Here is a 25365-nt window from a genome sequence, read left to right as displayed (position 1 = left end):
ATGCTCGCCGGTCCGATCCGCCCGCTCAGGACAGCCCGAGATCGCGCACGGCCTCTTCGATCAGATCGGAGATCGCGTGCGACTGCGAGGCGAGCGAGGCGTGGCTCGCGTCCAGTTCGATGGTCTTGCGCGGGTTCATGCGCGCGGCCATCCTGCGCTCGTTGTCGGGGTTGATCATCCGGTCGGCGGTCGAGACCTGGTACCAGCTCGGCTTCGCCTTCCACGCGGGCGCGGTGACGGCGTCGCCGAAGGTCGAGGCCAGCGGCGCCTTCTGGGTCACGGCCATGACCAGCGCCTCCTCGTCGGACAGGTCCTGGGCGAGGCTCTCGTGGAACTTGTCCTGCCTGATCCACAGGTAGCCGTCGGAGTCCGGCGCGATGTTGTCGAAGGCCGCGGGCGGCAGTTCCTGGCTGATCTGCCCTGGGCTCTCCCCCGCGTCGGGTGCGAAGGCCGCCACCGGAAGGCGCCTGGTGATGCGGTCGGACCCAGAACAACGCTCGGCGGGCATGCGAGCCGTTCAGCCGCGTGTTCCAGCGCGAGTTCGGCGCGCCACCGCTGCGCTGGCGTCGGGCTGCGCGAGCACGGGAATGACGGAGCTCAGTGTTTGGCGGCGCGCCGCAGCTGAATGATGCGCATGCCCCCGACCAAGGCCATCACCAGCGCTCCGCAGATCACCGAGAGCAGCACCGCGACGCCGATCGGCAGGTGGAACTCCCAGAAGAACAGGCTCACCTGGATGGTCTCCAGGTTCTGGAGAATGAAGATGAGCAGCACGATCATGATCAGCGTGCCCACCACGAGCCCGACCCAGGCGTAGCCGGTCCGCGAGGAGATCGACGGCTTCTTGCCGGTCGTGGCGGGTTTGGTCGCCGGCGGCGGAGGGTGCCCCGGCGGAGGGGTGGCCGGGGCGGTCGGCTCGTCGCGCCGGCTCGCCTCGGGCTCGTGCTCGGCATTCGTGGACATGCCTCGATCATGGACGATCGCTATCACTGCCGCCGGGATTTGGCGGTATATCGCCCTCCGGTCAGAGCAGCGTGCTCAGCACCAGCCAGGAGACGAACGCGGAAGGCAGCATCGAATCGAGGCGGTCCATGATGCCGCCGTGCCCGGGCAGCAGCGTGCCCATGTCCTTGATGCCGAGTTCGCGCTTGATCTGCGATTCGATCAGGTCGCCGACGGTCGCGACCAGTACCAGTCCGACACCGAGCACCACACCGATCATCGAATTCGCTTGGAGCAGCAGGGTGACCGTCAGCAGACCGCCGATGACGCTGAACACCAGCGAGCCCCCGAAACCCTCCCAGGATTTCTTCGGGCTGATCGACGGCACCATCGGATGCTTGCCGAACAGCACACCCGCCACGTAGCCGCCCACGTCGGAGCAGACCACCAGGATCATGAAGGTCAGCACCCGCAGGTTGCCGTCGGGCTCCAGCAGCAGCAGCGTCGCGAAGGACGCGAGCAGCGGGATCCAGGCGAGGGCGAAGATCGCGATCGCCGTGTCGCGCAGGAAGTTTCGCGGCGCGGTCTGCAAACCGTGATCGAAGAGGCGCCACACCATGCAGGTCAGCGCGGTGGCCGCGAAGGCGCCCGCGACACCGCTCGCGCCCCACGGCCAGCCGAGCCAGAACACCGCCTGCCCGCCGACGATGAGCGGGATCCGCGGAACGAGCACGTCCGCCTCGCGCAGCCGCTTGGCCACCTCCCAGGTGGCCACGCCGACGCCGGTCGCGGCGACCGGGATGAACACCAGCGGCGCGAACAGCAGGATCGCGACGAGCGACAGTCCGAGCCCGAGGCCGACCGCGAGCGCGGCGGGCAGATTGCGTCCAGCACGCGACGTCGTGGCGGCGGGCGCGGGGACCACGGGCTCGGCGGGCACGGCATGGTCGGGGTGCGCGGTATGGAACTGGCCGACCGCGAAGTCACCCGCACGGCCCGGGGTCGCTTCGGCGGCGCCGCTCCCCGGCGTCGGCTCCTCGGCCGCACCCGTTGCGGCGGCATTGTCGGCCACGATTGTCCCGTCGCTCACTCGTTGTTCCTCGTCCCCCGCCCGTGCGGGCCCTCGGATCTCTCGTCAGACCTCGAGCAGTTCGGCTTCTTTGTGCTTGACCAGCTCGTCGATCTGGCTCACGTACTTGGCGGTGGTCTTGTCGAGCTCCTTCTCGGCGCGCCCGACCTCGTCCTCACCCGCCTCGCCATCCTTCTGGATGCGCGAGAGTTCGTCCATGGCCTTGCGCCGCACATTGCGGATCGCGACCTTGGCGTCCTCGCCTTTGGCCTTGGCCTGCTTGACCAGCTCACGGCGGCGTTCCTCGGTGAGCTGCGGGATGCTGATGCGGATGATGTCGCCGTTGTTGGTCGGGTTGACACCTAGGTCCGAGTTGCGGATCGCGGTCTCGATGGGACCGAGCTGAGCGGCCTCGTACGGCTTGATCACCACCATCCTCGGCTCGGGCACCGTGATGCTGGACATCTGGGTGACCGGCGTGGGCGATCCGTAGTAGTCCACGACGACCCGGGAGAACATGCCCGGATTCGCGCGTCCGGTCCGGATGGTCCCGAGATCGTCCTTCGCCACCGAGACCGCCTTCTCCATCTTCTCCTCGGCGTCGAAGAGCGCTTCTTCAATCACGACCGTTTCCTCCACAGCGTCGTCATCGTCATGATCCGCGGTTCGCGGGCTCAGGACCGAACCAATGTGCCGATCTTCTCACCGGCGACCGCGCGGGCGATATTGCCCTTCGTCAACAGATTGAACACCAGGATGGGCATCTGGTTGTCCATACACAGGCTGAAGGCCGTCGCGTCCGCGACCTTCAGGTCGCGCTCGATGACCTCTTTGTGCGTGATTTCGGTGTACATCGTCGCCGTCTCGTCGACCCGCGGATCCGCGGTGAAGACGCCGTCGACCGCCTTGGCCATCAGCACCACGTCGGCGCCGATCTCCAAGGCACGCTGGGCAGCAGTGGTGTCGGTGGAGAAATACGGCATGCCCATGCCCGCGCCGAAGATGACCACACGGCCCTTCTCCAAGTGGCGCTTGGCGCGCAGCGGCAGGTACGGCTCCGCGACCTGGCCCATCGTGATCGCGGTCTGCACCCGGGTGTCGATCCCCTGCTTCTGCAGAAAGTCTTGCAGCGCAAGGCTGTTCATCACGGTGCCGAGCATGCCCATGTAGTCCGAGCGGGCCCGCTCCATGCCGCGCTCCTCGAGCTCCGCGCCGCGGAAGAAGTTGCCGCCACCGATCACCACGGCGACCTGCACGCCGGTCGCGACGACCTCGGCGATCTGCTCGGCCACGGTCTGCACGACGTCGGGGTCGAGACCGACCTTGCCGCCGCCGAACATTTCGCCACCCAGTTTGAGAAGTACCCGGCGATATCCTGGGCGGTCGGTCCCCGGGTCCGTCATCGGTGCTCTTCTCCTTTGGTGATGGTGGTGTTCTCAGCATGCTGAGGCATCAGGGCACAGCGGATAAGTTTGCGATCCCGCAATACAAGGCGGTGCCTATCCTGCCTTATTCGGTTTCGGCGACCGCAGAAGACCCCCTCCGACACCACGCGGGGTCGGGAATCGGGGTGTCGCGTCGCCGCGCGCCCGCCGGACGCGGACAGCAGAAGGCCCCTCATCCGTCGCGATGACGGTTGAGGGGCCTTCACAGGCTGTCAGGCCTGGCCGACCTCGAACCGGGCGAACCGGCTCACGGTGACACCGGCCTCGTCCAGCAGAGCCTTGACGGTCTTCTTCGAGTCGGTGACCGACGCCTGCTCGAGCAGCACGACGTCCTTGAAGAAGCCGTTGACGCGGCCCTCGGTGATCTTCGGCAGCGCGGCTTCGGGCTTGCCCTCTTCGCGAGCGGTCTGCTCGGCGATGCGGCGCTCGTTCTCCACGAGGTCGGCCGGAACCTCGTCGCGGGTCACGTACTTGGCCTTCAGCGCGGCGATCTGCATGGCGGCGGCGCGGGCGGCCTCGGCCGCGGCATCGCCCTCACCCTGGTACTCGACCAGCACGCCGACGGCGGGCGGCAGGTCCGAGGAACGCTTGTGCAGGTAGGTCGCGACCGGGCCCTCGAAGGACACGGCGCGACGCAGCTCCAGCTTCTCGCCGATCTTCGCGGCGAGCTCCTGCACGGCCTGGTCGGCGGTCTTGCCGCCCAGGTCGACGGCCTTGAGCGCGTCCAGGTCGGCGGGGCGGGCCTTGGCGGCCGCCGCGACGATCTGATTGGCCAGACCCTGGAACTCGTCGTTCTTGGCGACGAAGTCGGTCTCGGAGTTGATCTCGATCAGCACGCCGTCCTGCGCGACGACCAGACCCTCGGCGGTGGCGCGCTCGGCGCGCTTGCCGACGTCCTTGGCGCCCTTGATGCGCAGAACCTCGACAGCCTTGTCGAAGTCACCGTCGGTCTCTTCGAGGGCCTTCTTGCAGTCCATCATCCCGGAGCCGGTCAGCTCCCGGAGCCGCTTCACATCGGCAGCGGTGTAGTTCGCCATCGGTGGCGAGCCTCCTTTGGAGAAGTTCAGTTACTGGGCAGCGGTGATCACCATGGCACTCCTAGGTGATCACCGCTGAAACAGCGGATTACGAGCCTCAGGCCTCGGCCGGAGTCTCGGTGGAGGCCTCGGCGCCCGGCGCGGCCTGCGCCAGCAGCTCCTGCTCCCACTCGGCGAGCGGCTCGCCCGCGCCCGCTTCCGGCTTTTCGTCGCCGGAGGCCAGACCGGCCCGCGCCTGCACGCCCTCGGCCACCGCGGAGGCGACGACCTTGGTCAGCAGCGCGGCGGAGCGGATCGCGTCGTCGTTGCCCGGGATCGGGTAGTCGACCAGGTCGGGGTCGCAGTTGGTGTCCAGGATCGCGATGACCGGGATGTTCAGCTTGCGCGCCTCGCCGACGGCGATGTGCTCCTTGTTGGTGTCGACGACCCAGATGGCCGAGGGCACCTTCTGCATGTCGCGGATACCGCCGAGGGTCCGCTCCAGCTTGTTCATCTCACGCGTGAGCATGAGGATTTCCTTCTTGGTGCGACCCTCGAAGCCACCGGTCTGCTCCATGGCCTCGAGCTCCTTGAGGCGCTGCAGGCGCTTGTGCACGGTGGAGAAGTTGGTGAGCATGCCGCCCAGCCAACGCTGGTTCACGTAGGGCATCCCGACGCGCGTCGCCTCGGCCGCGATCGACTCCTGGGCCTGCTTCTTGGTGCCGACGAAGAGAACGGTGCCACCGTGGGCGACGGTCTCCTTGACGAACTCGTAGGCCTTGTCGATGTAGGTCAGCGTCTGCTGCAGGTCGATGATGTAGATGCCGTTGCGGTCGGTGAAGATGAACCGCTTCATCTTCGGGTTCCAGCGCCGGGTCTGGTGTCCGAAGTGTGCGCCGCTGTCGAGCAGCTGCTTCATGGTTACGACAGCCATGGCTCTCGTATCTCTCTTTCGTTGCCGGTTGACGCAGTGGGTCGGCGACCCGCTGCCCTGGCGCCTCCGAATCGTCGGACCCGGTCGGATCACCGATCGGGACCAGCCGACGATTCCCTGTTCCCAACTGCATTGCCGCGAACGAGCACTCTCGGAATTCGGGAGCTGAGGTTCGAACGGCGCCGTTGCGAACGAGCACGGGTGGCGCGCGAAGTCGGTCCGTGCCGGGCACAGACCGCTCGATCAGTCTACGACCAGGTGCGTCCCTGACCTAAATCAGCTGGTCACGACGTCGCGACCAGGCGAAACGGGCGATTTCCACAGGAGCCGATGTTGTCCCCACACGCCGGATCGGGGATCGTGCGCGCGGCCGGGACCGACGAAGGTCGAACCCATGCACCGACTTTCCCTCGCGATCACCGTGATTCTTCCCCTGATGTTCGTGCTGGCGCTGGCGGGCGCGCGCCCCGCGACGGCGCACGCGCGACCGGTCCCTGGCGCCGATCCGGGCTGTTCGGGATCGGCGTGCCTGCTGCTTCGAGCGCGGGAACTGCCGCTCCTCCGGCCCGCACCGATGCCGCTGCGCGTGCCGCACCCGCGGTTTCGGTCCGATCCCGACATGGCCTGTTCAGGGTCGGCATGCCCGCCGCATCGAGCGCGGGAACTGCCGCTCCTCCGGCCCGCACCGATGCCGCTGCGCGTGCCGCACCCGCGGTTTCGGTCCGATCCCGACATGGCCTGTTCAGGGTCGGCATGCCCGCCGCATCGAGCGCCGGATCTGCCGCTCCTCGAGCTCGCGCCGATGCCGCCGCGAGTGTCGGATACGCGGACGTCGATCGTGCCGGGCCGTCCGGTCCTCCCGAGCGGCTCGGCCCATCAGGCACGGTGGCAGCGGGCGTGAACCGGGCGTCGGCGGAGCCATGAAGGTGGCGCTGTTCAGGAGGAAAGCGGCGCTTTTCGCCGTTGCCGCGGCGCTGCTCGCACTCTCGACCGCGACGGCGGCGGCAGCGCCGAGCGGCGAGTTCGGGTGGCCGCTGCGGCCTCGGCCCTGGGTGGAGCGGCGGTTCGAACGGCCCGCGCAGGACTGGCTGCCCGGCCATCGCGGCGTCGATCTGGCCGGATCGCCCGGGCAAACGGTGCTGGCCGCGGGAGCGGGGATCGTGGTGTTCGCCGGGACGGTGGCGGGCAAACCGGTCGTGTCGATCGACCATCCCGGCGGCCTGCGGACGACGTACGAGCCGGTGGAAACGCGGGTCTCGGTCGGGGCGCGCGTCGCGCGAGGCACTCCGATCGGAACGTTGGAGAAGGGGCACCCGGAGTGCGCGGCTCCCGCCTGTCTGCACTGGGGTCTGCGCCGGGAGGCCGGGCGGCGCGGGCGGCCCGAATACCTCGATCCGCTCGGATTGCTGCACGTCGCACCGCTGCGCCTCGAGCCGGTGGGCCCCATCGCAGGAAAGGCCGGCGCGGTCGCGAACGACTGCCGATCGCGTCCCGGTGCGAGCGTTGCCACGATCGGTATCCCAACGCCGGGCGGCAGCGCGGGCGGTGCGACTCGGCGGGAGCGCACGCCGCGCGGGTCGGCTTCCGTGCCGCACGGAACCGGACGATGATCGAGAGATGGAGAATGCGCTCGACGGTCCCTGGTTCACGTATCGCGAGATCGGCGCCACCAGGGGCGAACTCCCGGAGGGCTACTACCACTTCCGGTTGCAGCGCCGCCTCGGCAACGGCAGAGAGCTGTTCGAGCGGGCGGGCGCGGAGATCCTCGCCTATCGGATGCAGAAGGGCGTCGGCATCTTCGATCGGGCGAGCACGCCGACCGCCGAACCGGGCACCCTGCTCACCGTGCGACTCGGGATCGGCCCGCTCGCCCTCGTGGCGCCCTGCCGCGTGGTGTACGTGCTCGACGAGGACGAGAACCGGCGCGGTTTCGCCTACGGCACGCTGCCCGGACACCCGGAGGTCGGCGAGGAACTGTTCTCGGTGGAGTACGACCCCGCCGACGACTCCGTCCACGGCGTCGTCACCGCCTTCTCCCAACCCGCGACCTGGTACACCGCACTGGGCGGCCCACTGGTTCGGCTCCTGCAACGCTTCTTCGCGGGCCGCTACCTCGCCACCCTGCCCACGAAGGCCTAAGCCCTGTCTCGAAGTTCGGCCGGATGCATCCGTGGATCGGATCGCCGCCTGGCAAGCGGAGGAGAAGAGCCGATACCGGGGTTGTCTCGGTGACGACGACAACGCGGCCAGGCGGCGATCTGGGCCGCGGAGGCGCCGGATGGGACTTGGAGACAGGGCCTGGACCCCCGGCCCGATCGAGCCGGGGGCCTAGAGGTTCAGACCGCGGCCGCGAGCGCCGACGCCAGCTGGGCCAGTCCCGAGCGGATGCGGGATTTGACGGCGGGGAGACCTACGCCGAGGCGCTCGGCGACCTGCGGGTAGGTGAGGTCGTGATAGTAGGCGAGCAGCAGCGATTCGCGCTGCAGTGGCGTCAGGGCAGCCAGTCCTGTTCGCACACAGCGGTATTCGTGGCGGCGCAGCACCTCGTCGGCGACGTTGTCGGCGGGTCGGCCGTAATCTCCTGCGGCCCAGGCCTGATCGCGATCGGTGGCGGCGCGTTCCCGGCGCACCCGGTCCACCGCCTGCCGGTGCGCCAGCGTGCACAACCAGGTCGTCACCGAGCCGCGACGCTCGTCGAAACCCGCTGCACTGCGCCAGACCTGGAGATAGACGTCGTGACAGGTCTCCTCGGCGTAGTCGTGATCGCGCACGATCGCGAGTACCCGTCCGAAGACGAGCGGGCGCGTTCGGGCATAGAGCAGTGCGTAGGCGTCGCGATCGCCGACGCCGATCCGGCGCACCAACTCGGCGTTGGTGACGGTGTCCGGAATCCGATGGTGGGTGGACGTGCGAGTAGACAGAGCTGGCGAAACCATGATGCCCCCGATGGCAGCGGACGCTGACGAATGGACCACCCGTCGAGGACACGGACGATGGCGTCTACCGCGGATTCCGGTCCGGGGGCATGGGTTTCGGATATCCGCCAGTGGCCAGACTACCGGTCGGTTCGGACTCGCGCTGCCGCTTCGGGCTCGGTCGGCAGGCCCGCGGGACCGGCGGCCGAGCCCGGCTCAGATTCGCAGACCGAGCTCGACGATGCCGCCCGCGACCGCGTGCACGCTCACCCGATGGCGCCGGGCGTGCGCCCGGATCAGCTCGTAGGCGGCCTGCGGCGTCGTGTTGCGCGCGTTGGCGAGCACGCCTTTCGCCTGCTCCACCAGTACCCGCGAGTCCAGCGCGTGCTGCAACTGTTCGGCCAGCCGCTGCTGAGCGCGCAGCCGTTCGGCGGTGAGAATGTGCCCGGCGGCCAGGCTCGCCAGCAGCGCGCCCACCGACAGTTCGGGTTCGGTCCACTGGCGCGGGTGGTAGGCGTACATGCCCAGCGCGCCCACCATCGTCACGCCGGACCGCATCGGGATCTCCGCCACGGCGCGAACACCGTGGCGCACAGCGACACTCGTGTATTCCGGCCAGGCCTCGTGTCGCTCGCGGACATCGGCGACGGCGACCGGTTCGCCGTGGCGCAATGCGTCGACCGCCGGTCCGCGTTCGCTGCTGCGCTGGCTGAGCGCGACGTCCGCCAGCGCCGCGGGTGTGGCGGTGACGACGCTGGAGTGTCCGCCAGCCACGAGCAGCACCGCGCAGCCCGCCAGGTCGAGTGCGTCGGTGGCGCTGTCGATCACCCGATGGAGCGGTTCGACTACGTCGCCGGGTTCGGGCAGGAGCCCGACGATCCCGGACAAGGCCGTGACCAGCTGCTCACTGTCAGACATACCGAACCACCCCTGTTGCCGGCGAACGTCGCGCGTCCACCTCGGAGATACCGCACCGCACCTGCCCAACACTCCATGGTATGGACGGCGGGCGACGCGCCGAAACACTCCACTGTCATGGCGATTCGGCGCACGACTCCGCAAGTGCGGTCGACACGAACGCTATTCGGGTGCAAACATTGAAGGCGAGGCTCCACTCCGCTTGACTCAGCCGTCACTGCGATCACTCAGGGAGACCCACCATGGGAGCACACGCGCCGCTGCTGGACGTGCTCGTGCGGTCCGTCGGCACGATGACGAGCGATTTCGACGTAGTGGAGCTATCCCAGCAACTGGTCGACGCGTGTACCGAACTGACCGGCGGCGCCGAGGCCGGTTTGTTCCTCGGCGACCATCGCGGCGAGCTGCGGGTGCTCGCCGCCACCGACGAGCGAGCGCGATGGCTCGTCGAAACGGTCGACGGGCCGTCCAAGCAGGCCTATCGCACCAGCAGTCCGGCGATCGTGGACGACCTCGCCGCCGCCACCCTGGTCTGGCCCGAATTCGCCAGGCACGCACTGGAACACGGCTACCGGTCGACCTACGCGCTGCCGCTGCGACTGCGCACGGACAATCTCGGCGCCCTGACCATCTTCGGCGCCGCGCCGAGCGCACTGAACCGGTCCGCCGTGCGATCCGGGCAGATCCTGGCCGACCTCGCGGCCATCGGCATCGCGCAGCACGTGCTGCGGCCCAGGGTCGAGCCGATGCAGGCCAGACTCCCTGTCGCACTGCAGGACCGGGTGGTCATCGAGCAGGCCAAGGGTGTGCTGGCCGAGCGCGGCGATCTGGACATGACCGAGGCGTTCGGTCGCCTGCGCGCTCACGCGCGACGCTGCGGACTGCGGATGGCCGAACTGGCGGGCGCCGTGGTGGCGGGCAGCGTCGACGCGGCGGTCGTGCTGGCCACGCCCGTCGAGCGCCGGGCGTAGCGGGTCAGCGGGCTCCGTTGTCGAAACGGACACGCCTGCGGAGCACCCGCTCGGCCGCCTCGGCCAGCGAAATCCCCTGGCGCACGGCATAAGTCCGTAGCATGGCGTACGCGTCCGCGGCGCCGACACCACGTTGGGCGATCACCATGCCCGCGGCCTGGTGGATCGACGCGCTCGTCAGCGGCTGGCGCAGCCACTCCCCCGCGTGCTCGGCGGAACCGGTCCGCGCAGACACCAGGTGAGCGGTGATGATGTCGGCGACGTGCAGCCCGGCCGAGATCACCCCCCCGTCCACGTGACCGGGGCTGACCCGGTACAGATCCAGCGCGCCGAATCGCACCGCCCCCAGCCGCAGCGGCATCGCCGTCATCGCGCCGGACACCGGTTCACGGGCCAGCGCCGCGGCGAAACCGGGCCAGCGTCCGCAGTTCTCGGTCAGATCGACGACGGAGACGGGCACACCGGTGGCCACCGCGTCTACCGCGGGCCCCTCCCCGACCGTCGCCTGCATCGTCTCGACTCGCGCGGCGATCTCGTCGCTGCTGCACCACGGCTGCACACCCACGTCGCGTTCATCGATCATGATGGCGGCCCGCTGCACCGGGAGCACCTGCACGGCGGCCTGGCAAGCGGCCGTGAGGTCGCCCCCGCCTCGGCGCAGCGCCGAGAGGAATCTCTCGGTGAGTAACTCGAACTCCGCCACGCCCATCCTATGAACCGCCTGGAATCGACCGGCAGCAGCCAGAATAGCGAAATCCCTTGGCGTGTGGCGGACTACAGCACGGCGGTGAGCGCGTCCGCCTCCGCGCGCAGCATGTCGCCGCGATCGACACGTCCCAGTTCGTCGTAGCTCGCCGCGGCCGTCAGGCGTTCGGCGATCTCGGCGCGGACGATGCCCTCGATATCGGCCTCGCTCAGCTCCCGCCGCGCGACCTCCGCGCCGCCGAGCCCGGCCGCGCTCTCCTCGATCGCGCCCGCTCGCGCGCCACCGATCTCGACGGCCTCGGCGTTGTCGATGGCGCCGAGCGCCGAGCGCAGCGCCGCGGCGACGTGGCGGTCGCGCACCTTCACGGCGGCGGGCAGCGCGACGCGCAATCGCTCGCGCAGCGGCAGGGACCTGTCGACGGTTTCGATGGACCTGGGCATCGACCGTACGCGGGCCGGCCGCCGTGGGTCGAGCGATTTCCGGCCCGCGGTCGCTCAGGGCGTCACAATGGCGAAATCCGGGTCCGGTTCGTCGAACACGCCGACCAAGGCGGCGAGCTTGGTCGGATCGCCCTCGATGGCGATGTCACCCGCGGCGGCGGCCACCCCGAAGTCCTCGCCCTGCAGCAGGACTCGGATCATGGTCGCCCTGGTGAGGGTGAATTCGGCGTCCGCGGCGGGCAGCGCGACACCCTCGGGCCGGTCGTAGTGGGTCAGCCTGCCGTTGCGCAGTTCCAGCCGGTAGACGCGGCCTTCGTCGGTGAGGTGCCAGTCGGTGATCACCCGCATGTCCCACGCCTTCGGACCGTCCACGCGCAGCGCCATGGCGTCGAAGATCTGCTCGACGGTCAACGCGGTCAGCATGGCCATCGAGTCGACCTTGGTCGGGGTGCCGAACGAGCCGTAGCGCAGTTCGTAGGCTCCGCTGAGATAGAAGTTGCGCCACGTCGCGTTCTCGGCGCCGTAGCCGAGTTGCTCGTAGGCCGAGGCGAGCAGGTCCTTGGCCGCCTCGTTGCCCGGTTCGGCGAACACCACGTAGTCGACCACCTGCGCGACCCAGCGGAAGTCTCCCTCGGCGTAGGACTCGCGCGCCTTGCGCAGCACTTCCTCGGCGCCGCCCATGAATTCCACGTGGCGGCGGGCCGATTCGACGGGCGGATGCGCCCACAGGTGGGCCGGATTTCCGTCGAACCAGCCGAGATAGCGCTGGTAGATCGCCTTGACGTTGTGGCTGACCGAACCGTAGTACCCGCGCGCGTGCCAGGCGTTCTCGATCGCGGGCGGCACCGTCAGCTGCTCGGCGATCTCGGCGCCGACGTACCCCTGGTTCAGCATCCGCAACGTCTGATCGTGCAGGTATCCGTACAGATCACGTTGCAGCGCCAGGTATTCCACCAGGCGCTCGGTGCCCCAGGTCGGCCAATGATGCGAGGCGAACACGACATCGGACTCGCGCGCGAACAGATTGATGGCCTCGGTCAGGTACCGGGCCCACACGTGCGGGTCGCGGACCAGCGCACCGCGCAGGGTCACGATGTTGTGCAGGGTGTGGGTGGCGTTCTCGGCCATGCACAGCGCGCGGCGATCGGGGAAGTAGAAATTCATCTCGGCGGGCGCCTCGGTGCCCGGCGTGACCTGGAAGACGATCCGCACGCCGTCGATCGTCATCTCCTGGCCGGTGTCGGTGATGTCCACGGTCGGCGCTATCAGGGTGACCGTGCCGAGCGAGGTGGTCTGCCCGAGACCGGCGCCCACTTGGCCCAGTGGACCCCTCGGCAGCACGGCGCCGTACATGTAGGCCGCACGGCGCGCCATCGCGGTGCCCGCGAAGATGTTCTCGGACACCGCGTGTTCCAGGAATCCGGCGGGCGCGACGACCGGAATGCGGCCCTCCGCGGCGTCTTCCGCGCTCGCGACCCCGAATGCGCCGCCGAAGTGGTCGACATGCGAATGGGTGTAGATGAGCCCGGAGACCAGGCGCTCGCCGCGGTGCTCGCGATACAAACGCAGCCCCGCGGCCGCGGTCTCGGCGGAGATCAGCGGATCGATCACGATGACGCCCCGCTCGCCTTCGACCAGCGTCATATTCGACAGATCCAAGCCGCGGATCTGATAGATCCCGTCGGTCACCTCGTACAGTCCTTGCGCGGCGACCAGCCCGGACTGCCGCCACAGGCTGGGATGGACGGACGCGGGGCACGGCTCGCGCAGGAAACCGTAGGAGTCGTTGTCCCACACCACGGATTCGTCGTCCTGGGCGACCACGCCGGGCTCCAGCGCGGCGACGAATCCGCGCTGGGAGTCGGCCAGGTCGGCCTCGTCGGCGAACGGCAGCATCGCCGCGGCGCGCTGGTGCGCGGCGACGATCACCTCGGTCGGCTCCGTCACTTCGGGCATCGTCCTCCTCCTTCGTCTCGGCCGAACTCGTCTGTCCTGGAATGGATCACCTTGGTGGTTCCGTGAAACCGAGTGCGGCCGCGACACAGCCGGCGAACAGGATCGCCAGCGTCGTCGCGGCGATGACGCCGTCGGGTCTGCCGCGGTGGCCGTGGCGCAGCCACCGGCTGCGCAGATAACCCGCGACCGCCACCGCGATCATGGTCAGCGCCGCGACGGCGGGGGCGATCGCGGCCGCCCGCCAACCGGAGCCCACCACGTGATCGATGCACAGCGCGGCGACGACCATGGCGCTGATGGCGGTGCGGCGCCACGCCAGCGCGGTGCGCTCGGCGGCCAGACCCGCGTCCCTGGCCGTCATCGCAGCAGCACCGCGATGCACGCCATGATCGACACGGCGCCGATGCCCACGGACAGGATCGGCACCAACAGCGTCTGCGGCAGCGGCTCGCCGCGGCGCATCGCGCGTCCGATCCGGCGCCAGTGCAGGTAGGCGCCGAGCGCGACGACGACCGCGAGCACGATGCAACTGACCGCGAGCAGCCTACGCAGACCGGCCATGTGGAACGGCTGCACCAAGGTGTGCACGGCGACGCCGCCCGCGAGCAGGCCGAGCGACGTGCGCATCCACGCCAGGAAGGTCCGCTCGTTGGCGAGCGTGAAGCGATAGTCGACGTTCTCCTCGCCGTCCTCCGATTCCGCGCCGACGTCCGGCAGTGTCACGCCACCTCCCCGGGGAACGAGTGCGGAACGAGCGCGGCCGCGACCGAATCGGCCGGGCGCTGAAGAGCGTCCGGGGTCACGCTTCGTTCAGGGTGCACGGGCACCACTCCGTCTCTGGTCCGATTCGTGCCGCAAGCAAACGTTCCGCAACGTCAGCGTATCGGCAGACCGAACGGTCGTCCACGAACCTCGCTGAAGCGTGCGACACGCCCGCGACGACCCGGAATCACACCGGCGCGGCGTCGTGGAAGATCATCGCGAGCCGATCCACGGTCGAGGTCAGCGGTGCGCGGGTGGGCAGTTCCAGCGCGGCCAATTCGGCGGCCAGCGGATGGTCGCCGAGGATCAGTTCGGCCCCGCCCACGCGAGCGCGCATGCCCGACTGCTCCATCCGCCACGGCGTGCGACGCGTGACGCCGTCGATGTGCGCGTAGGCGTCGTACGCGCCGCCCGCGCCACGACGCGACGGCGTTCGCAGACCCGGACGCACCGTCAGATCGACGACCAGCTTGCCGTCCATCCGCAGCACGCCGCGGCGGGCGCCCTCGTGCTCGACCTCGAAATCGGCCAGTTCCTTCGGAAATCCCCAGATCCCCCGGCCCGCGGCGAGGGTGAACTCGCCGTCGACCGGCAGCCGATGGATGAACACGCCCGCGGTGCCACCGGACAACGCCCGCAGGTCGGCCAGTCCGCCGACCTCCGCCGCCGTGTGGTGCCGGACCATGAAGGCCACGCCGAACTCGTGGTACGGACCGAGGTCGCCGTCCACGTACTCGACGAAGACCAGCGTGCACAGCGCGCGATCCCGCGGCAGCTGGATCACCCGGAGACCCGAGTAGGCGATCACTTCCTGCGCCACACCGGCGGGCACGCGGTACGACGCCATGAACGCCCGCGCCCTCCGGATCCGCACCGGCATCGGAACCGGCCTGCCCAGCACGGTGTGGGCGCTCGTCGTCGGCTCGCCCGCGTTCTCCGGCATCCGAATCCTCCACAACTAGAACTCGTTACAGAGGTATCACGGATTCCCTACCAGGTCGCGCCTTTCCGCCGCTTCAGGCGCGCGGGTGCGCCTGGTCGTGCACCTTCTTCAGTCGTTCGATGGACACGTGCGTGTACAGCTGGGTGGTGGCCATGCTGGCGTGGCCGAGCACTTCCTGCACCACGCGCAGATCCGCGCCACCCTCGAGCAGGTGGGTGGCCGCGCTGTGGCGCAGTCCGTGCGGGCCGAGATCGGGCGCGCCGGGGATCGCCGAAACGACCTCGTGCACCACGCTCCTGGCCTGCCGCTGATCCAGACGGCGACCGCGCCTGCCGAGCAGCAGCGCGCGCCCCGATTCGGCGATCGCGAACGCGGGACGGCCGTAGTGCAGCCACTCCGCGACGGCACGGTCGGCGGGCGCGCCGAACGGGACGGAGCGCTCCCGGTTCCCTTTGCCGAGCACCCGCACCAGATGCCGCTCCCGGTCCACGTCGTCGATGTCCAGGCCGCAGAGTTCGCTCACCCTGATCCCGGTCGAATACAGCAACTCGACGATCAACCTGTCCCGCAACGCCATCGGATCGTGCTGCGCCGCACCGGATTCCGCCGCGTCCATGGCCTCCACCGCCTGCTGCCTGCCGAGCACGGCGGGTAGCGTCCGGTGCGCCTTGGGCGAACCGAGCCGCAGGCCGGGGTCGACCTCGAGCCTGCCGGTCTTGGTGAGCCAGCCGGTGAACGTGCGCGCCGAGGACGCGCGCCGCGCCATCGTCGTGCGGGCCGCGCCGTTCGCCGACTGCTCCGCGAGCCAGGAGCGCAGCAAGGCCAGGTCCAGTTCCCGGATCGCGGAATCCGGGGAGCGGGCGTACAGGTGGGCCAGCAGAGACCGGGCGTCGCCGAGGTAGGCGCGCACGGTGTGGGCCGAGCGGTTGCGGCCGAGCCGCAGGTGCCGCCCGTATTCCGACAGCAGCGCGTCCAGGTCCTCCGGCAAATCCTCCACCCCACCACGGTTGCCGTGAACGCGGCGGTTGGCAAGGACCCGCGCCGGGCCGCGCGTCCAGGAGTGTCGCGCATCGCACGAGTCTCCTCATCGTCTCACCTGCATACGGTGCCAACCGCTTTCGTCGAGACCGATCAATCCCGCCAGGTCGAGCGCGACGAGGGCCGCGCGGATCGCGGGCAGCGGGAGTTCGCAGTGCCTGGTCAGTTCGTCGGGCAGGCGGGAGCCTATCGCGGGCAGCGCGGCGAAGACGGCGGCCTCGTCGCCGGTGAGCTGCTCGGGGGTGTCCGGAACCCGACCCGCGCTGCCTGGCAGGGACAGGCGCAGCGGTCCGGCCTCGTCGACGACTTCCTCGGTGCGAGTGACCAGCAGCGCCTCACCGTCGCGGATCATCCGGTGACATCCTGTCGAGGCCGCCGAGGTGACCGGTCCGGGGACCGCCAGGGCCGGACGACCCAGTCGCCGCGCCCATTTCACGGTGTTGCGCGCACCGCTGCGCAGCCCGGCCTCGGTGACGAGCACGCCGTCGGCGAATGCAGCGACCAGCCGATTGCGGGCCAGGAAATGATGCTTCCTCGCCACCGTGCCCGGCGGGTACTCGCTGACCACGAGACCGACCTCCGCGATCTCGGCCAGCAGCCGTTCGTGCTGGGCCGGGTACGGGCGATCCACACCGCACGCGAGCACCGCGATGGTGGGCCCGCCGACCGCCAGCGCCGCCCGGTGCGCCATCGCGTCGATGCCGAACGCCGCGCCGGACACGATGGTCCAGCCCTGCGCGGCCAGCTCTCCCGCGATCTCGGCCGTGACCCGATTGCCGTATCCCGTGCTGCACCGCGACCCGACCACGGCCAACGCCCGTTCGCTCGACTCCAGCAGCGAGCGCGGTCCCCGCACCCAGAGCACCAGCGGCGTCGCGCCGTCCGGATCGCGCCCCGCTTCGAGCTGACTCAGTCCGAGCAGCCGCCACGCGGGCCACTCGGGGTCGTCGGGTGTCACCACGCGGCCGCCGATCCGCTCGATGACCGTCAGATCGCGTGCCGCCGAGTCGATCTTGCGTCGCCGCCGCGTCGGCCCGCGCAGCGACTCCGGCAGATCGCATTCCCGCACCGCCCGCGCGGCCTCCACCACCCCAACCGATTCGATCAACGCGGACAGCGCCGCACACGGCCCTTGGACGACCCGCGACAGATACACCCAAGCCAGCCGCCGCTCGTCCGCATCCACCGCACCCACACCGCTCGGCGCCCGCGCCGCCGTGCCCGGCGACTGTCGCGAATCACTGCGATCGAAACGGTCTCGAACCCCGATCTCCACGACACACTCGTCCTTTCCACGCAGCTCGTTCACTGCACACCCCGCTGGCGGAAGTTGAGCGCGAGCATGACGTCTTGGGCGCTCGGAACGTCGGCCCCGCGCAGATCGGACACCGTCCAGGCAACACGAATGGCGCGGTCGGCGCCCCTGGCGGACATGCGGCCCATGCGCAGGGCCGCCTCGACCGGAGCGACGGATTCGCGCGGCAGCCGGAACCGCTGGCGCAGTGCGTGTCCCGGCACCTCGGCATTGGTGAGCCAGCCGTCCTCCCGCCAGCGGTGCAGCGCGGCCTTCCTGGCGGCGGCGACGCGTTCGCGCACCACCGCGCTGCTCTCGGCGGCGTCGGCGCTGAACGTCGCACCGGACTGGCCGTGCATCTGCACCCAGATGTCGATCCGGTCCATCAGGGGACCCGACAGCTTGCCGAGGTAGCGGCGGCGCGCGAGGGGCGCGCAGATGCAGTCCACGTCGCGGGCGGGCGCGCAAGGGCACGGATTGGCCGCCAAGACGAGCTGGAAGCGCGCCGGATACCGCGCCACCCCGTCGCGGCGGGCGATGCGAACCTCGCCCTCCTCCAACGGTGTTCGCAGCGCCTCGAGTACCTTTCCGCCGATCTCGGCGCATTCGTCGAGAAAGAGCACACCGCGGTGGGCGCGGCTCACCGCGCCGGGACGGGCCGAGCCCGAGCCACCGCCGATCATCGCGGTCGCCGAGGTGGAGTGGTGCGGCGCGACGAACGGGGGCTCGGTGACGAGTGGATGATCGCCGGACAGCGCGCCCGCCACCGAGTGAATCGCCGTCACCTCCAGCGCCTCCGCTTCCGACAGCGGCGGCAACAGACCAGGAAGACGTTGCGCCAACATTGTTTTGCCGATCCCGGGCGGCCCGGTGAGCAGGAGATGATGCCCACCCGCCGCGGCGACCTCGAGCGCCCATCGAGCCTCGTCCTGACCGACCACCTCGCTGAGATCGCCGCAGGAACGCGCCGTGTCGGGCAACTCACCGTTCGGCTCAGGCAGCGCGCCCTCCCCGCGCAGCCAGGCGATCACGGCGCGCAGGCTGGCCGCGCCGAAGACCTCGACGCCCTCCACCAAACCCGCCTCGGCCATGGCGCATTCGGGCACCACCACCGTCGACCAGCCCGCGTTGCGCGCGGTGATCACCGCGGGCAGGATGCCGCGCACCCGGCGCACCCGCCCGTCCAGTGCGAGCTCGCCGAGCAGCACCGTCTTCGCCAGCCGCTCCGAGGGCACCGCGCCCGCCGCGTCCAGTACCGAAATCGCGAGCGCCAGGTCGTAGACGCTGCCGATCTTGGGCAGGGTCGCGGGCGACAACGCGAGAATCACCCGTCCGTCCGGCCACTTCTCTCCCGAATTCGCCACCGCGGAGCGGACCCGGTCGCGGGATTCCGAGAGCGCGGTGTCGGGCAGTCCGACCAGATGCACCGAGGGCAGGCCCTGGCCGATGTCGGCCTCGATCTCGACCAACTGCCCGTCCACGCCCGCGACCGCGACCGAATGGGCACGCCCGAGCGCCATCAGAAGACCGCCTCGAGGTGGTCGATCACCGGGCGTCCGCCGGGCGCGAGCAGCACCGAGATCACATCGAAGCGGACTCGCCGCCACGGGCCGTCCTGCTCGGCCAGCCAGAGCAGCGCCAGCCGCCGTATCCGCTGTTGCTTGACGAAGGTGACGGCCTCGGCCGGCGTGCCGAAGCCGAGGCCGCTGCGGGTCTTCACCTCGACGAAAGCGGTGGTGTCGGAGTCACGCGCGATCAGATCGAGTTCGCCGTACCGACACCGCCAGTTGCGAACCACGATCTCCATGCCCGCGTCTTGCAGGAACCGTGCCGCCAGCTCTTCCCCGTACGCGCCGAGCGCCTGTTTGTCTGCCACCCGACGATCGTGACCGCACCGCGCCGCGGCCCTGCCGCGACGACCTGGGCCGATACCAGCCCTGTGGACGACGCCTTCGCTGTGGACGACACGCCGTCGCGGCGCTCGTCGCCGGGCCGCTCTGTCGGCGCGGTGTGCTAACGGGCGCCGACAGCGGGTCGAGCCGCGGGCTTACTCGGGAAGCCGCAGGTCGGGCTTCTCCAGCTCCTCGATGTTGACGTCCTTGAAGGTGATCACCCGGACGTGCTTGACGAAGCGCGCGGGCCGGTACATGTCCCACACCCAGGCGTCGCTCATGCGCACCTCGAAATACACCTCACCGTCGGCGTTCTGCGGGCGCAGCTCCACGGAATTGGCGAGGTAGAAGCGGCGCTCGGTCTCCACCACGTACGAGAACTGGCCGACGATGTCCTTGTACTCGCGATACAGCGAGAGCTCCATCTCGGTTTCGTACTTCTCGAGGTCCTCGGCACTCATCGGGTGGGACGTCCTCCTTCTCGCCGCACTGCATCGTATCGGCGGCGTTCGCGTGGCCTGCGTGGTTACCCCGCGCTCCTGCCTCGTGGCCTGACGCTCACACCGCCTGGTCGTCTCTGCTCAATCATCCCGCATGGGCGGCATCGGTAGCTACCCGGCCGTCCTCGAGGCCGTCTGCCAGCACCGCGCCGGCGTATTCGACGACCGGATCGAGTGGCCGTAATCCCGCCGTCTCGCGCACATTGCGCCACGATCGCCGGTGCTCGCTGCACGGACCGAGGGCGTTGAGCGCTGCGGTGTGTTCGGGCGTGTTGTAGCCCTTGTGCGCCGCGAATCCGTAACCGGGGAATCGCTGATCCATCTCCACCATGATCCGATCCCTGGTCACCTTGGCCAGGATGCTGGCCGCCGCGATACAGGCCGCCGCGGCGTCGCCGCCGATCACAGGGAGCGACGGCACCGGAATGCCCGGGACGCGGAACCCGTCGGTGAGCACGTAGCCAGGAGTGTGCCCGAGGCCCGCCACGGCGCGGCGCATGCCCTCGATATTGGCCACGTGGATACCGATGGAGTCGATCTCCCAGGCCGGGACCACCACGACCTTCCAGGACAACGCCAGCCGGGTGATGACCGGATACAGCTGCTCGCGGGTGGCCTCGGTGAGCTTCTTGGAGTCGTCGAGGCCCGCGAGTCTGTCGTAGGCCTTGGGAGCGAGCAGGCAGGCCGCCACGACCAAGGGTCCGGCGCACGGGCCACGACCGGCCTCGTCCACGCCGGCCACCGGGCCGAGCCCGCTGCGGATCAGCGCCGCCTCCAGCGTGCGAAGGCCGCCCGCCTTGCGCATCACCACGCGCGGCGGCCACCCGTTGCTCGCCGTCATTCGGTTACCCATTGCTCCGGCCTGCCCCACCGTCCAATTATCCTGCGGCCGCGCGCCTCAGTTCGTCTGAGGGTCCTGAGAACGGATGAGACCCATCCGGTTCGGCGGCCAGATCTTCATGACGGCCTTGCCGCGCACGTTGTCGATGGGGACGGTGCCTTGCAGTTCGTCGCCGACGTGGGCGCGGGAGTCCGCGGACTGGTTGCGGTTGTCGCCCATCACCCACAGGTGCCCCTCCGGAACCTTCACCGGACCGAACACGCGGCCCGCGGGATAGGTGGCGTTCTGCTGGCCGGGCAGCCAGCGGTAGTCGTTCTCGACGTACGGCTCGTCCAGTGGTTTGCCGTCCACCATGACCCTGCCCTGCGCGTCGCAGCACTGCACGGTCTGGCCGCCGACCGCGATGACCCGCTTGACCAGATCGTTCTCGTCGGGCGGCACGAGCCCGAAGAAGGAGAAGAAGTTCTGCACCCCGCGCACCACCGCGTTGTCCGAGCGGATCGACTGGTAGCGGGTGTTCCAGGAGGACGGTCCGACGAAGACCACCACATCACCGGGTTGCGGGTCGCTGCCGTAGTAGCTGACCTTCTGCACGTAGATGCGATCGCCGATCTGGAGGGTCTCCTCCATCGACTGGGAGGGGATCACGTACGGCCGCCCGACGAAGCTGACCATCAGTGCGGCGATGACGGCCGCGATCACGATGAGGACCGGAAGCTCCTGCCAGAACGGACGCTGCTTCTTCGCCTTCTTCGCCTGCCGCCTGCCGCGGCGTCCCGCCCCCTCGTCGCCCGATCCGGACACCGACACCGACCCACTTTCGTCTGCCACGCGGAACAGACTAGCCCGGCACCATGACTCGCGTCCGGTGCCGGGCCAGTGAAGATCATTTGTGCCGGGTCACGGCGAAGCGCTCAGCGCTTCTCCTTGATCTTGGCCGCCTTACCGCGCAGGTCGCGCAGGTAGTACAGCTTCGCCCGGCGGACGTCACCGCGGGTCAAGACGTCGATGTGGTCGATGTTGGGGCTGTGCACCGGGAAGGTGCGCTCCACGCCGACACCGAACGACACCTTGCGGACGGTGAAGGTCTCACGGATGCCACCGCCCTGGCGACGGATCACGACGCCCTTGAAGACCTGGATGCGCTCCTTCGAGCCTTCGATGACCTTCACGTGCACATTGAGGGTGTCGCCCGGACGGAAGTCGGGGACGTCGCTGCGCAGCGACTTTTCGTCGACGAAGTCAAGGGTGTTCATTTCCATCCTTCTGGAGTTCGCGCGAACAGAGGACCCTGGCGGCACGGACGTGCTCGACCGGTTCATGCTCCGAATTAAGGGATGCTCCCGGGGTCGACATGCACCCAGGGCAACCTGTGCATTGTGCCAGACGAGAGGGCCTCGCCGAAAATCGGGCCCGCAGGATCGGGTCGCTGTCCGGCCGACCGAACGAGACCTGCGGGCACAAACGGCCGCCCGGCCGGTGAGCCCCGCTATCGAGCACCAACGCCGATCAAAAGTGCTCCTCGGCGTGCTCGGCCGCCCACGGCAGGTGGTGGTGGTGCTCCCGATGCGGCGCAGGGGGCGCCGCCATCACGGTCCTGGCCAGCTCAGCCTCCGTCGCGGTGCGGACGTGCTCGACACTCGGTTTGCCCGCGACCAGGTCCTGCACGAAGATCTTGGCCCGGATGACCGGCCTGCGATACCGACGTTCCCGCACGATCGCCCGGGACATCAGCCGCTGCCGTTCGGCGTAGCGCCACCGCGCCCACGGCGCGCTCGGCCTGCTCAGCCGCAGCGCGCCGACCATGAGCAGCGGCGGGAAGAACATACCGAACAGGCCGGTCCAGATCTTGCCCTTGGCGATGACGATCGCGGCGAGCATCAGATTCACGATGGCGAACACGGTCACCACGATCCGCGCGCCGGTGCCGACGGAAGCGCGGAAGTCGTTGATCTCCAGCAGCGACAACGGATGGAAGCCGAGCAACAGCAGCCCGGTCACCGCCAGCGCGACGAACACCGCGTCCACCGAGGTGCGGCCCTGCTCCTCCCAGTACACATCGCGCAGGTAGTAGATCAGCGCGAACTCGTCCAGCACCAGGGCGGCGCCGACGCCGAACGCCGCCGACAGCGCGGCTCCGGCGGCATTGCTCCCGTCTTCGAAGACGGCGACCAAGCCGAGCCCGGACCCGAGCACCAGGATCACGCCGAACACCATGTGGTGGACGTGCACCGACCCGGCGCGCAGATTGCCCGGCCACCAGCGCACCTTGGCCCTGATCATCCGGACGCTGACCCGGATGAACAGGAACCCGATGATGAAGCCGAAGAGGAAGAACAGCAGGGGTAGGCGGCCCTGCGCGATCACGTCTTCTTCGAGCCACCGTCGCATGGCCGCCTACATCCCTCCGCCCCCGCGCTGAGGTCTACTGGCCGAAACCGGCCCGGCGCAGCGCGTCGGCCATGGAACCGCTCGGCGCGGGGGCATTGCGCCGCTGATTACCCTGACCGCGGCCTTGCTGCTGCCGTCCTCGACCATTCTGCCGCTGCTTGCCGTCTTCGCCCTGCCGCCCGCCGCCCTGGCCGCGATTTCCGCCGCGCTCGGTCTTCGCGGGCGCGCCCGGCTCGTCGTCCAGGCGCAGCGAGAGCCCGATCCGCTGACGGGCGACGTCGACCTCGAGCACCTTCACCTTCACCACGTCACCGGACTTCACGACTTCGCGCGGATCCTTGACGAAGGTGTGCGACATGGCCGAGACGTGCACCAGACCGTCCTGGTGCACGCCCACGTCGACGAACGCGCCGAACGCCGCGACATTGGTCACCACGCCTTCGAGCACCATGCCCGGCTTCAGGTCGGCGACCTTCTCGACGCCCGCGGCGAACTCGGCGGTCTTGAACTCGGGGCGCGGGTCGCGACCCGGCTTCTCGAGTTCGCTGATGATGTCGGTGACGGTCGGGACGCCGAACGTCTCGTCGGTGAACTCCGCGGCCCGCAACGCGCGCAGCACCGCGGTGTTGCCGATCAGCTCGGCCACCCCGCGCCCGGTGGATTCCAGGATGCGCCGGACCACCGGATAGGCCTCTGGGTGCACCGCGGAAGTGTCCAGCGGGTCCTCGCCACCGCGGATGCGCAGGAAGCCCGCGCACTGTTCGAACGCCTTCGGACCGAGCCGGGGCACGTCGCGCAGCGCGGTGCGGCTGCGGAACGGACCGTGCTGGTCCCGGTGCGCCACAATGCTTTCCGCCACCGAGGACGCGATGCCCGAGACCCGGGAGAGCAGCGGCACCGAAGCGGTGTTGACGTCGACGCCGACCGCGTTCACCGCGTCCTCGACCACCGCGCCGAGCGAACGGGCGAGCAGCGTCTCGGAGACGTCGTGCTGGTACTGCCCGACGCCGATGGACTTCGGGTCGATCTTCACCAGTTCCGCGAGCGGATCCTGGAGGCGGCGCGCGATCGACACCGCGCCGCGCAGCGACACGTCCATGTCCGGCAGTTCCTGGGAGGCGTAAGCGGAGGCCGAGTACACCGAGGCGCCCGCCTCCGAGACCACGATCTTGGTCGGCTTGTTCGCCCCGTTCTCCGACGTTGCGGCGATGCGTGAAATCAGCTCGGCGGCCAGAGCGTCGGTCTCGCGCGACGCGGTGCCGTTGCCGATCGCGATGAGCTCGACGCCGAATCGCGCGACCAGCGCGCCGAGCACCGCGAGAGACTTCTCCGTCTGCCCCTGCGGCTTGTGCGGGTAGATCACCTCGGTGGCGACGACTTTGCCGGTGGCGTCCACGACCGCGACCTTCACACCGGTGCGGTAGCCCGGGTCCAAGCCCATCGTGGTCCGCGTGCCCGCGGGCGCGGCCAGCAGCAGATCGCGCAGGTTGGCGGCGAACACGTCGACCGCGTCCTTCTCCGCGGCCTGGCGCAGCCGCATCCGGATGTCGATGCCGAGGCTGACCTGAAGCTTGGTGCGCCACGCCCAGCGGACCGTGTCCAGCAACCAGGAATCGGCGGGGCGGCCACGGTCGGCGATGCCGAAACGCACCGCGATCCGGCCTTCGTAAACAGTGCGCTCCCCCGGCTCCGGCTCTTCTGTGTCCGGCTCCAGGTGCAGGCTGAGCACGTCCTCCTTCTCGCCGCGCAACAGCGCGAGCACGCGGTGCGAGGGCAGCTTGTGGAAGGGCTCGTCGAACTCGAAGTAGTCGGCGAACTTCGCGCCGGCCTCCTCCTTGCCGGGGCGCACCTTCGAAGTGATCTGGCCGCGATTCCACATCAGCTCGCGCAACTCGCCCACCAGATCCGCGTCCTCGGCGAACCGCTCGACCAGGATCGCGCGGGCGCCGTCGAGCTGCTCGGCGGCGTACTGGGCTGGGTCGGTGGACGGATCGCCGATCAGCGCGTCGGCCACCGGCTCGTGACCCGCCTCGCGCGCGATCTGCGCCTTGGTGCGCCGCTTCGGCTTGTACGGCAGATAGATGTCCTCCAGGCGGGCCTTGGTCTCGGCCAGCATCAGCTGCTCGAGCAGCGCGTCGTCGAGTTTGCCCTGGCCACGGATGGATTCGATGATCGCGCCCCGACGCTCGTCGAGTTCGCGCAGGTAGGACAGCCGCTCGTCGAGCTGGCGCAACTGGGCGTCGTCCAGCCCGTCGGTCGCTTCCTTGCGGTACCGCGCGATGAACGGCACGGTCGACCCCGCGTCGAGCAGCTCGACCGCGGCGCGGACCTGACTCTCGCGCACCCCGAGTTCGTCGGCGAGCCGCCTGCCCACGCTGGCCGGGGCGGCGCC

General features: G+C 69.5%; 26 protein-coding genes and 2 pseudogenes. 3 read left to right on the top strand and 25 right to left on the bottom strand.

Annotated features, from left to right (window positions below):
* Positions 1-25 precede the first annotated feature (25 nt).
* The 7 genes and pseudogenes from AC3EO7_RS20275 to rpsB all read right to left on the bottom strand — a co-directional run.
* Positions 26-457, bottom strand: a pseudogene (locus tag AC3EO7_RS20275) (alpha/beta hydrolase); the annotation flags it as partial.
* A 140-nt stretch (positions 458-597) separates the two neighbouring features.
* Positions 598-963, bottom strand: coding sequence for a LapA family protein (locus tag AC3EO7_RS20270; protein ID WP_431969465.1), 366 nt, complete (start codon positions 961-963; stop codon positions 598-600).
* 61 nt (positions 964-1024) lie between these two features.
* A complete protein-coding gene (locus AC3EO7_RS20265) occupies positions 1025-1882 on the bottom strand; it encodes a phosphatidate cytidylyltransferase (protein WP_431969543.1) in 858 nt (285 codons plus the stop codon).
* 195 nt (positions 1883-2077) lie between these two features.
* Positions 2078-2635, bottom strand: coding sequence for a ribosome recycling factor (frr, locus tag AC3EO7_RS20260; protein WP_431969466.1), 558 nt, complete (start codon positions 2633-2635; stop codon positions 2078-2080).
* A 50-nt stretch (positions 2636-2685) separates the two neighbouring features.
* Positions 2686-3414 carry a UMP kinase gene (gene pyrH / locus AC3EO7_RS20255; protein ID WP_357445914.1) on the bottom strand — a complete coding sequence of 243 codons (729 nt, stop codon included), beginning with the start codon at positions 3412-3414 and terminating at the stop codon, positions 2686-2688.
* Positions 3415-3668: 254 nt separating this feature from the next.
* Positions 3669-4493, bottom strand: a complete 825-nt coding sequence (gene tsf, locus AC3EO7_RS20250; protein WP_431969467.1) for a translation elongation factor Ts — start codon at positions 4491-4493, stop codon at positions 3669-3671.
* Between the two features lie 97 nt (positions 4494-4590).
* A complete protein-coding gene (rpsB, locus tag AC3EO7_RS20245) occupies positions 4591-5406 on the bottom strand; it encodes a 30S ribosomal protein S2 (RefSeq protein ID WP_357445920.1) in 816 nt (271 codons plus the stop codon).
* 920 nt (positions 5407-6326) lie between these two features.
* Here rpsB and AC3EO7_RS20240 point away from each other — a divergent pair.
* Positions 6327-6848, top strand: a pseudogene (locus tag AC3EO7_RS20240) (M23 family metallopeptidase); the annotation flags it as partial.
* A 175-nt stretch (positions 6849-7023) separates the two neighbouring features.
* Positions 7024-7545 carry a DUF1990 domain-containing protein gene (locus AC3EO7_RS20235; protein ID WP_431969468.1) on the top strand — a complete coding sequence of 174 codons (522 nt, stop codon included), beginning with the start codon at positions 7024-7026 and terminating at the stop codon, positions 7543-7545.
* Positions 7546-7742: 197 nt separating this feature from the next.
* Here the strand turns inward: AC3EO7_RS20235 and AC3EO7_RS20230 are convergent, their stop codons facing one another.
* Both AC3EO7_RS20230 and AC3EO7_RS20225 read right to left on the bottom strand, forming a co-directional pair.
* A complete protein-coding gene (locus AC3EO7_RS20230; RefSeq protein WP_431969469.1) occupies positions 7743-8342 on the bottom strand; it encodes a sigma-70 family RNA polymerase sigma factor in 600 nt (199 codons plus the stop codon).
* 195 nt (positions 8343-8537) lie between these two features.
* Positions 8538-9239 (bottom strand): GAF and ANTAR domain-containing protein, encoded by a 702-nt coding sequence (locus AC3EO7_RS20225; protein WP_431969470.1) that lies wholly within the window; start codon positions 9237-9239, stop codon positions 8538-8540.
* 242 nt (positions 9240-9481) lie between these two features.
* Between AC3EO7_RS20225 and AC3EO7_RS20220 the strand changes: the two genes are divergently transcribed.
* Positions 9482-10210, top strand: coding sequence for a GAF and ANTAR domain-containing protein (locus AC3EO7_RS20220; RefSeq protein ID WP_435592074.1), 729 nt, complete (start codon positions 9482-9484; stop codon positions 10208-10210).
* Positions 10211-10214: 4 nt separating this feature from the next.
* Here AC3EO7_RS20220 and AC3EO7_RS20215 read toward each other — a convergent pair whose 3' ends face one another.
* The 16 genes from AC3EO7_RS20215 to AC3EO7_RS20140 all read right to left on the bottom strand — a co-directional run bounded on the left by AC3EO7_RS20215 (position 10215) and on the right by AC3EO7_RS20140 (position 25347).
* Entirely contained in the window at positions 10215-10913 is a 699-nt protein-coding gene (locus AC3EO7_RS20215) for a GAF and ANTAR domain-containing protein (RefSeq protein ID WP_435592073.1), read from the bottom strand.
* Positions 10914-10984: 71 nt separating this feature from the next.
* On the bottom strand, positions 10985-11356 hold the full coding sequence (locus AC3EO7_RS20210) for a GatB/YqeY domain-containing protein (RefSeq protein ID WP_431969473.1): 372 nt from the start codon (positions 11354-11356) through the stop codon (positions 10985-10987).
* 54 nt (positions 11357-11410) lie between these two features.
* A complete protein-coding gene (locus AC3EO7_RS20205) occupies positions 11411-13312 on the bottom strand; it encodes an alkyl/aryl-sulfatase (RefSeq protein WP_435592072.1) in 1902 nt (633 codons plus the stop codon).
* Between the two features lie 46 nt (positions 13313-13358).
* Positions 13359-13673: a DUF202 domain-containing protein gene (locus AC3EO7_RS20200; protein ID WP_435592071.1), complete on the bottom strand. Its 315-nt coding sequence runs from the start codon at positions 13671-13673 to the stop codon at positions 13359-13361.
* Positions 13670-14035, bottom strand: a complete 366-nt coding sequence (locus AC3EO7_RS20195; protein ID WP_431969476.1) for a YidH family protein — start codon at positions 14033-14035, stop codon at positions 13670-13672. Before AC3EO7_RS20195 ends, AC3EO7_RS20200 begins: the two co-directional genes overlap by 4 nt.
* Positions 14036-14261: 226 nt before the next feature.
* Positions 14262-15017, bottom strand: coding sequence for an acetoacetate decarboxylase family protein (locus AC3EO7_RS20190; protein WP_435592070.1), 756 nt, complete (start codon positions 15015-15017; stop codon positions 14262-14264).
* A gap of 73 nt (positions 15018-15090) precedes the next feature.
* Positions 15091-16014 (bottom strand): tyrosine recombinase XerC, encoded by a 924-nt coding sequence (locus AC3EO7_RS20185; protein ID WP_431969478.1) that lies wholly within the window; start codon positions 16012-16014, stop codon positions 15091-15093.
* Positions 16015-16101: 87 nt separating this feature from the next.
* Positions 16102-17241 carry a DNA-processing protein DprA gene (dprA, locus tag AC3EO7_RS20180; protein ID WP_435592160.1) on the bottom strand — a complete coding sequence of 380 codons (1140 nt, stop codon included), beginning with the start codon at positions 17239-17241 and terminating at the stop codon, positions 16102-16104.
* A 119-nt stretch (positions 17242-17360) separates the two neighbouring features.
* Positions 17361-18869 carry a YifB family Mg chelatase-like AAA ATPase gene (locus AC3EO7_RS20175; RefSeq protein ID WP_431969479.1) on the bottom strand — a complete coding sequence of 503 codons (1509 nt, stop codon included), beginning with the start codon at positions 18867-18869 and terminating at the stop codon, positions 17361-17363.
* Entirely contained in the window at positions 18869-19225 is a 357-nt protein-coding gene (locus AC3EO7_RS20170) for a YraN family protein (protein WP_435592069.1), read from the bottom strand. Before AC3EO7_RS20170 ends, AC3EO7_RS20175 begins: the two co-directional genes overlap by 1 nt.
* A 171-nt stretch (positions 19226-19396) precedes the next feature.
* Positions 19397-19702, bottom strand: a complete 306-nt coding sequence (locus tag AC3EO7_RS20165; protein ID WP_011210678.1) for a DUF2469 domain-containing protein — start codon at positions 19700-19702, stop codon at positions 19397-19399.
* A gap of 124 nt (positions 19703-19826) precedes the next feature.
* Positions 19827-20582 (bottom strand): ribonuclease HII, encoded by a 756-nt coding sequence (locus AC3EO7_RS20160; RefSeq protein WP_435592068.1) that lies wholly within the window; start codon positions 20580-20582, stop codon positions 19827-19829.
* A gap of 57 nt (positions 20583-20639) precedes the next feature.
* Positions 20640-21413: a signal peptidase I gene (lepB, locus tag AC3EO7_RS20155; RefSeq protein ID WP_431969481.1), complete on the bottom strand. Its 774-nt coding sequence runs from the start codon at positions 21411-21413 to the stop codon at positions 20640-20642.
* Positions 21414-21496: 83 nt separating this feature from the next.
* Positions 21497-21838, bottom strand: a complete 342-nt coding sequence (rplS, locus tag AC3EO7_RS20150) for a 50S ribosomal protein L19 (protein ID WP_357400359.1) — start codon at positions 21836-21838, stop codon at positions 21497-21499.
* Positions 21839-22091: 253 nt separating this feature from the next.
* Entirely contained in the window at positions 22092-22973 is an 882-nt protein-coding gene (locus AC3EO7_RS20145) for a hypothetical protein (RefSeq protein WP_435592067.1), read from the bottom strand.
* 34 nt (positions 22974-23007) lie between these two features.
* On the bottom strand, positions 23008-25347 hold the full coding sequence (locus AC3EO7_RS20140) for a Tex family protein (RefSeq protein WP_435592159.1): 2340 nt from the start codon (positions 25345-25347) through the stop codon (positions 23008-23010).
* Positions 25348-25365 lie beyond the last annotated feature (18 nt).

The organism is Nocardia sp. bgisy118 (assembly GCF_057708605.1).
This window is presented reverse-complemented; position numbering and strand designations above follow the sequence as displayed.

Coding starts and splice junctions, on each gene's coding strand:
- AC3EO7_RS20270 (WP_431969465.1), bottom strand. CDS start 963: ATGTCCACGAATGCCGAGCACGAGCCCGAGGCGAGCCGGCGCGACGAG.
- pyrH (WP_357445914.1), bottom strand. CDS start 3,414: ATGACGGACCCGGGGACCGACCGCCCAGGATATCGCCGGGTACTTCTC.
- tsf (WP_431969467.1), bottom strand. CDS start 4,493: ATGGCGAACTACACCGCTGCCGATGTGAAGCGGCTCCGGGAGCTGACC.
- rpsB (WP_357445920.1), bottom strand. CDS start 5,406: ATGGCTGTCGTAACCATGAAGCAGCTGCTCGACAGCGGCGCACACTTC.
- AC3EO7_RS20235 (WP_431969468.1), top strand. CDS start 7,024: ATGGAGAATGCGCTCGACGGTCCCTGGTTCACGTATCGCGAGATCGGC.
- AC3EO7_RS20230 (WP_431969469.1), bottom strand. CDS start 8,342: ATGGTTTCGCCAGCTCTGTCTACTCGCACGTCCACCCACCATCGGATT.
- AC3EO7_RS20225 (WP_431969470.1), bottom strand. CDS start 9,239: ATGTCTGACAGTGAGCAGCTGGTCACGGCCTTGTCCGGGATCGTCGGG.
- AC3EO7_RS20220 (WP_435592074.1), top strand. CDS start 9,482: ATGGGAGCACACGCGCCGCTGCTGGACGTGCTCGTGCGGTCCGTCGGC.
- AC3EO7_RS20210 (WP_431969473.1), bottom strand. CDS start 11,356: ATGCCCAGGTCCATCGAAACCGTCGACAGGTCCCTGCCGCTGCGCGAG.
- AC3EO7_RS20205 (WP_435592072.1), bottom strand. CDS start 13,312: ATGCCCGAAGTGACGGAGCCGACCGAGGTGATCGTCGCCGCGCACCAG.
- AC3EO7_RS20200 (WP_435592071.1), bottom strand. CDS start 13,673: ATGACGGCCAGGGACGCGGGTCTGGCCGCCGAGCGCACCGCGCTGGCG.
- AC3EO7_RS20190 (WP_435592070.1), bottom strand. CDS start 15,017: ATGCCGGAGAACGCGGGCGAGCCGACGACGAGCGCCCACACCGTGCTG.
- AC3EO7_RS20175 (WP_431969479.1), bottom strand. CDS start 18,869: ATGGCGCTCGGGCGTGCCCATTCGGTCGCGGTCGCGGGCGTGGACGGG.
- AC3EO7_RS20165 (WP_011210678.1), bottom strand. CDS start 19,702: ATGAGTGCCGAGGACCTCGAGAAGTACGAAACCGAGATGGAGCTCTCG.
- AC3EO7_RS20160 (WP_435592068.1), bottom strand. CDS start 20,582: ATGACGGCGAGCAACGGGTGGCCGCCGCGCGTGGTGATGCGCAAGGCG.
- rplS (WP_357400359.1), bottom strand. CDS start 21,838: ATGAACACCCTTGACTTCGTCGACGAAAAGTCGCTGCGCAGCGACGTC.
- AC3EO7_RS20145 (WP_435592067.1), bottom strand. CDS start 22,973: ATGCGACGGTGGCTCGAAGAAGACGTGATCGCGCAGGGCCGCCTACCC.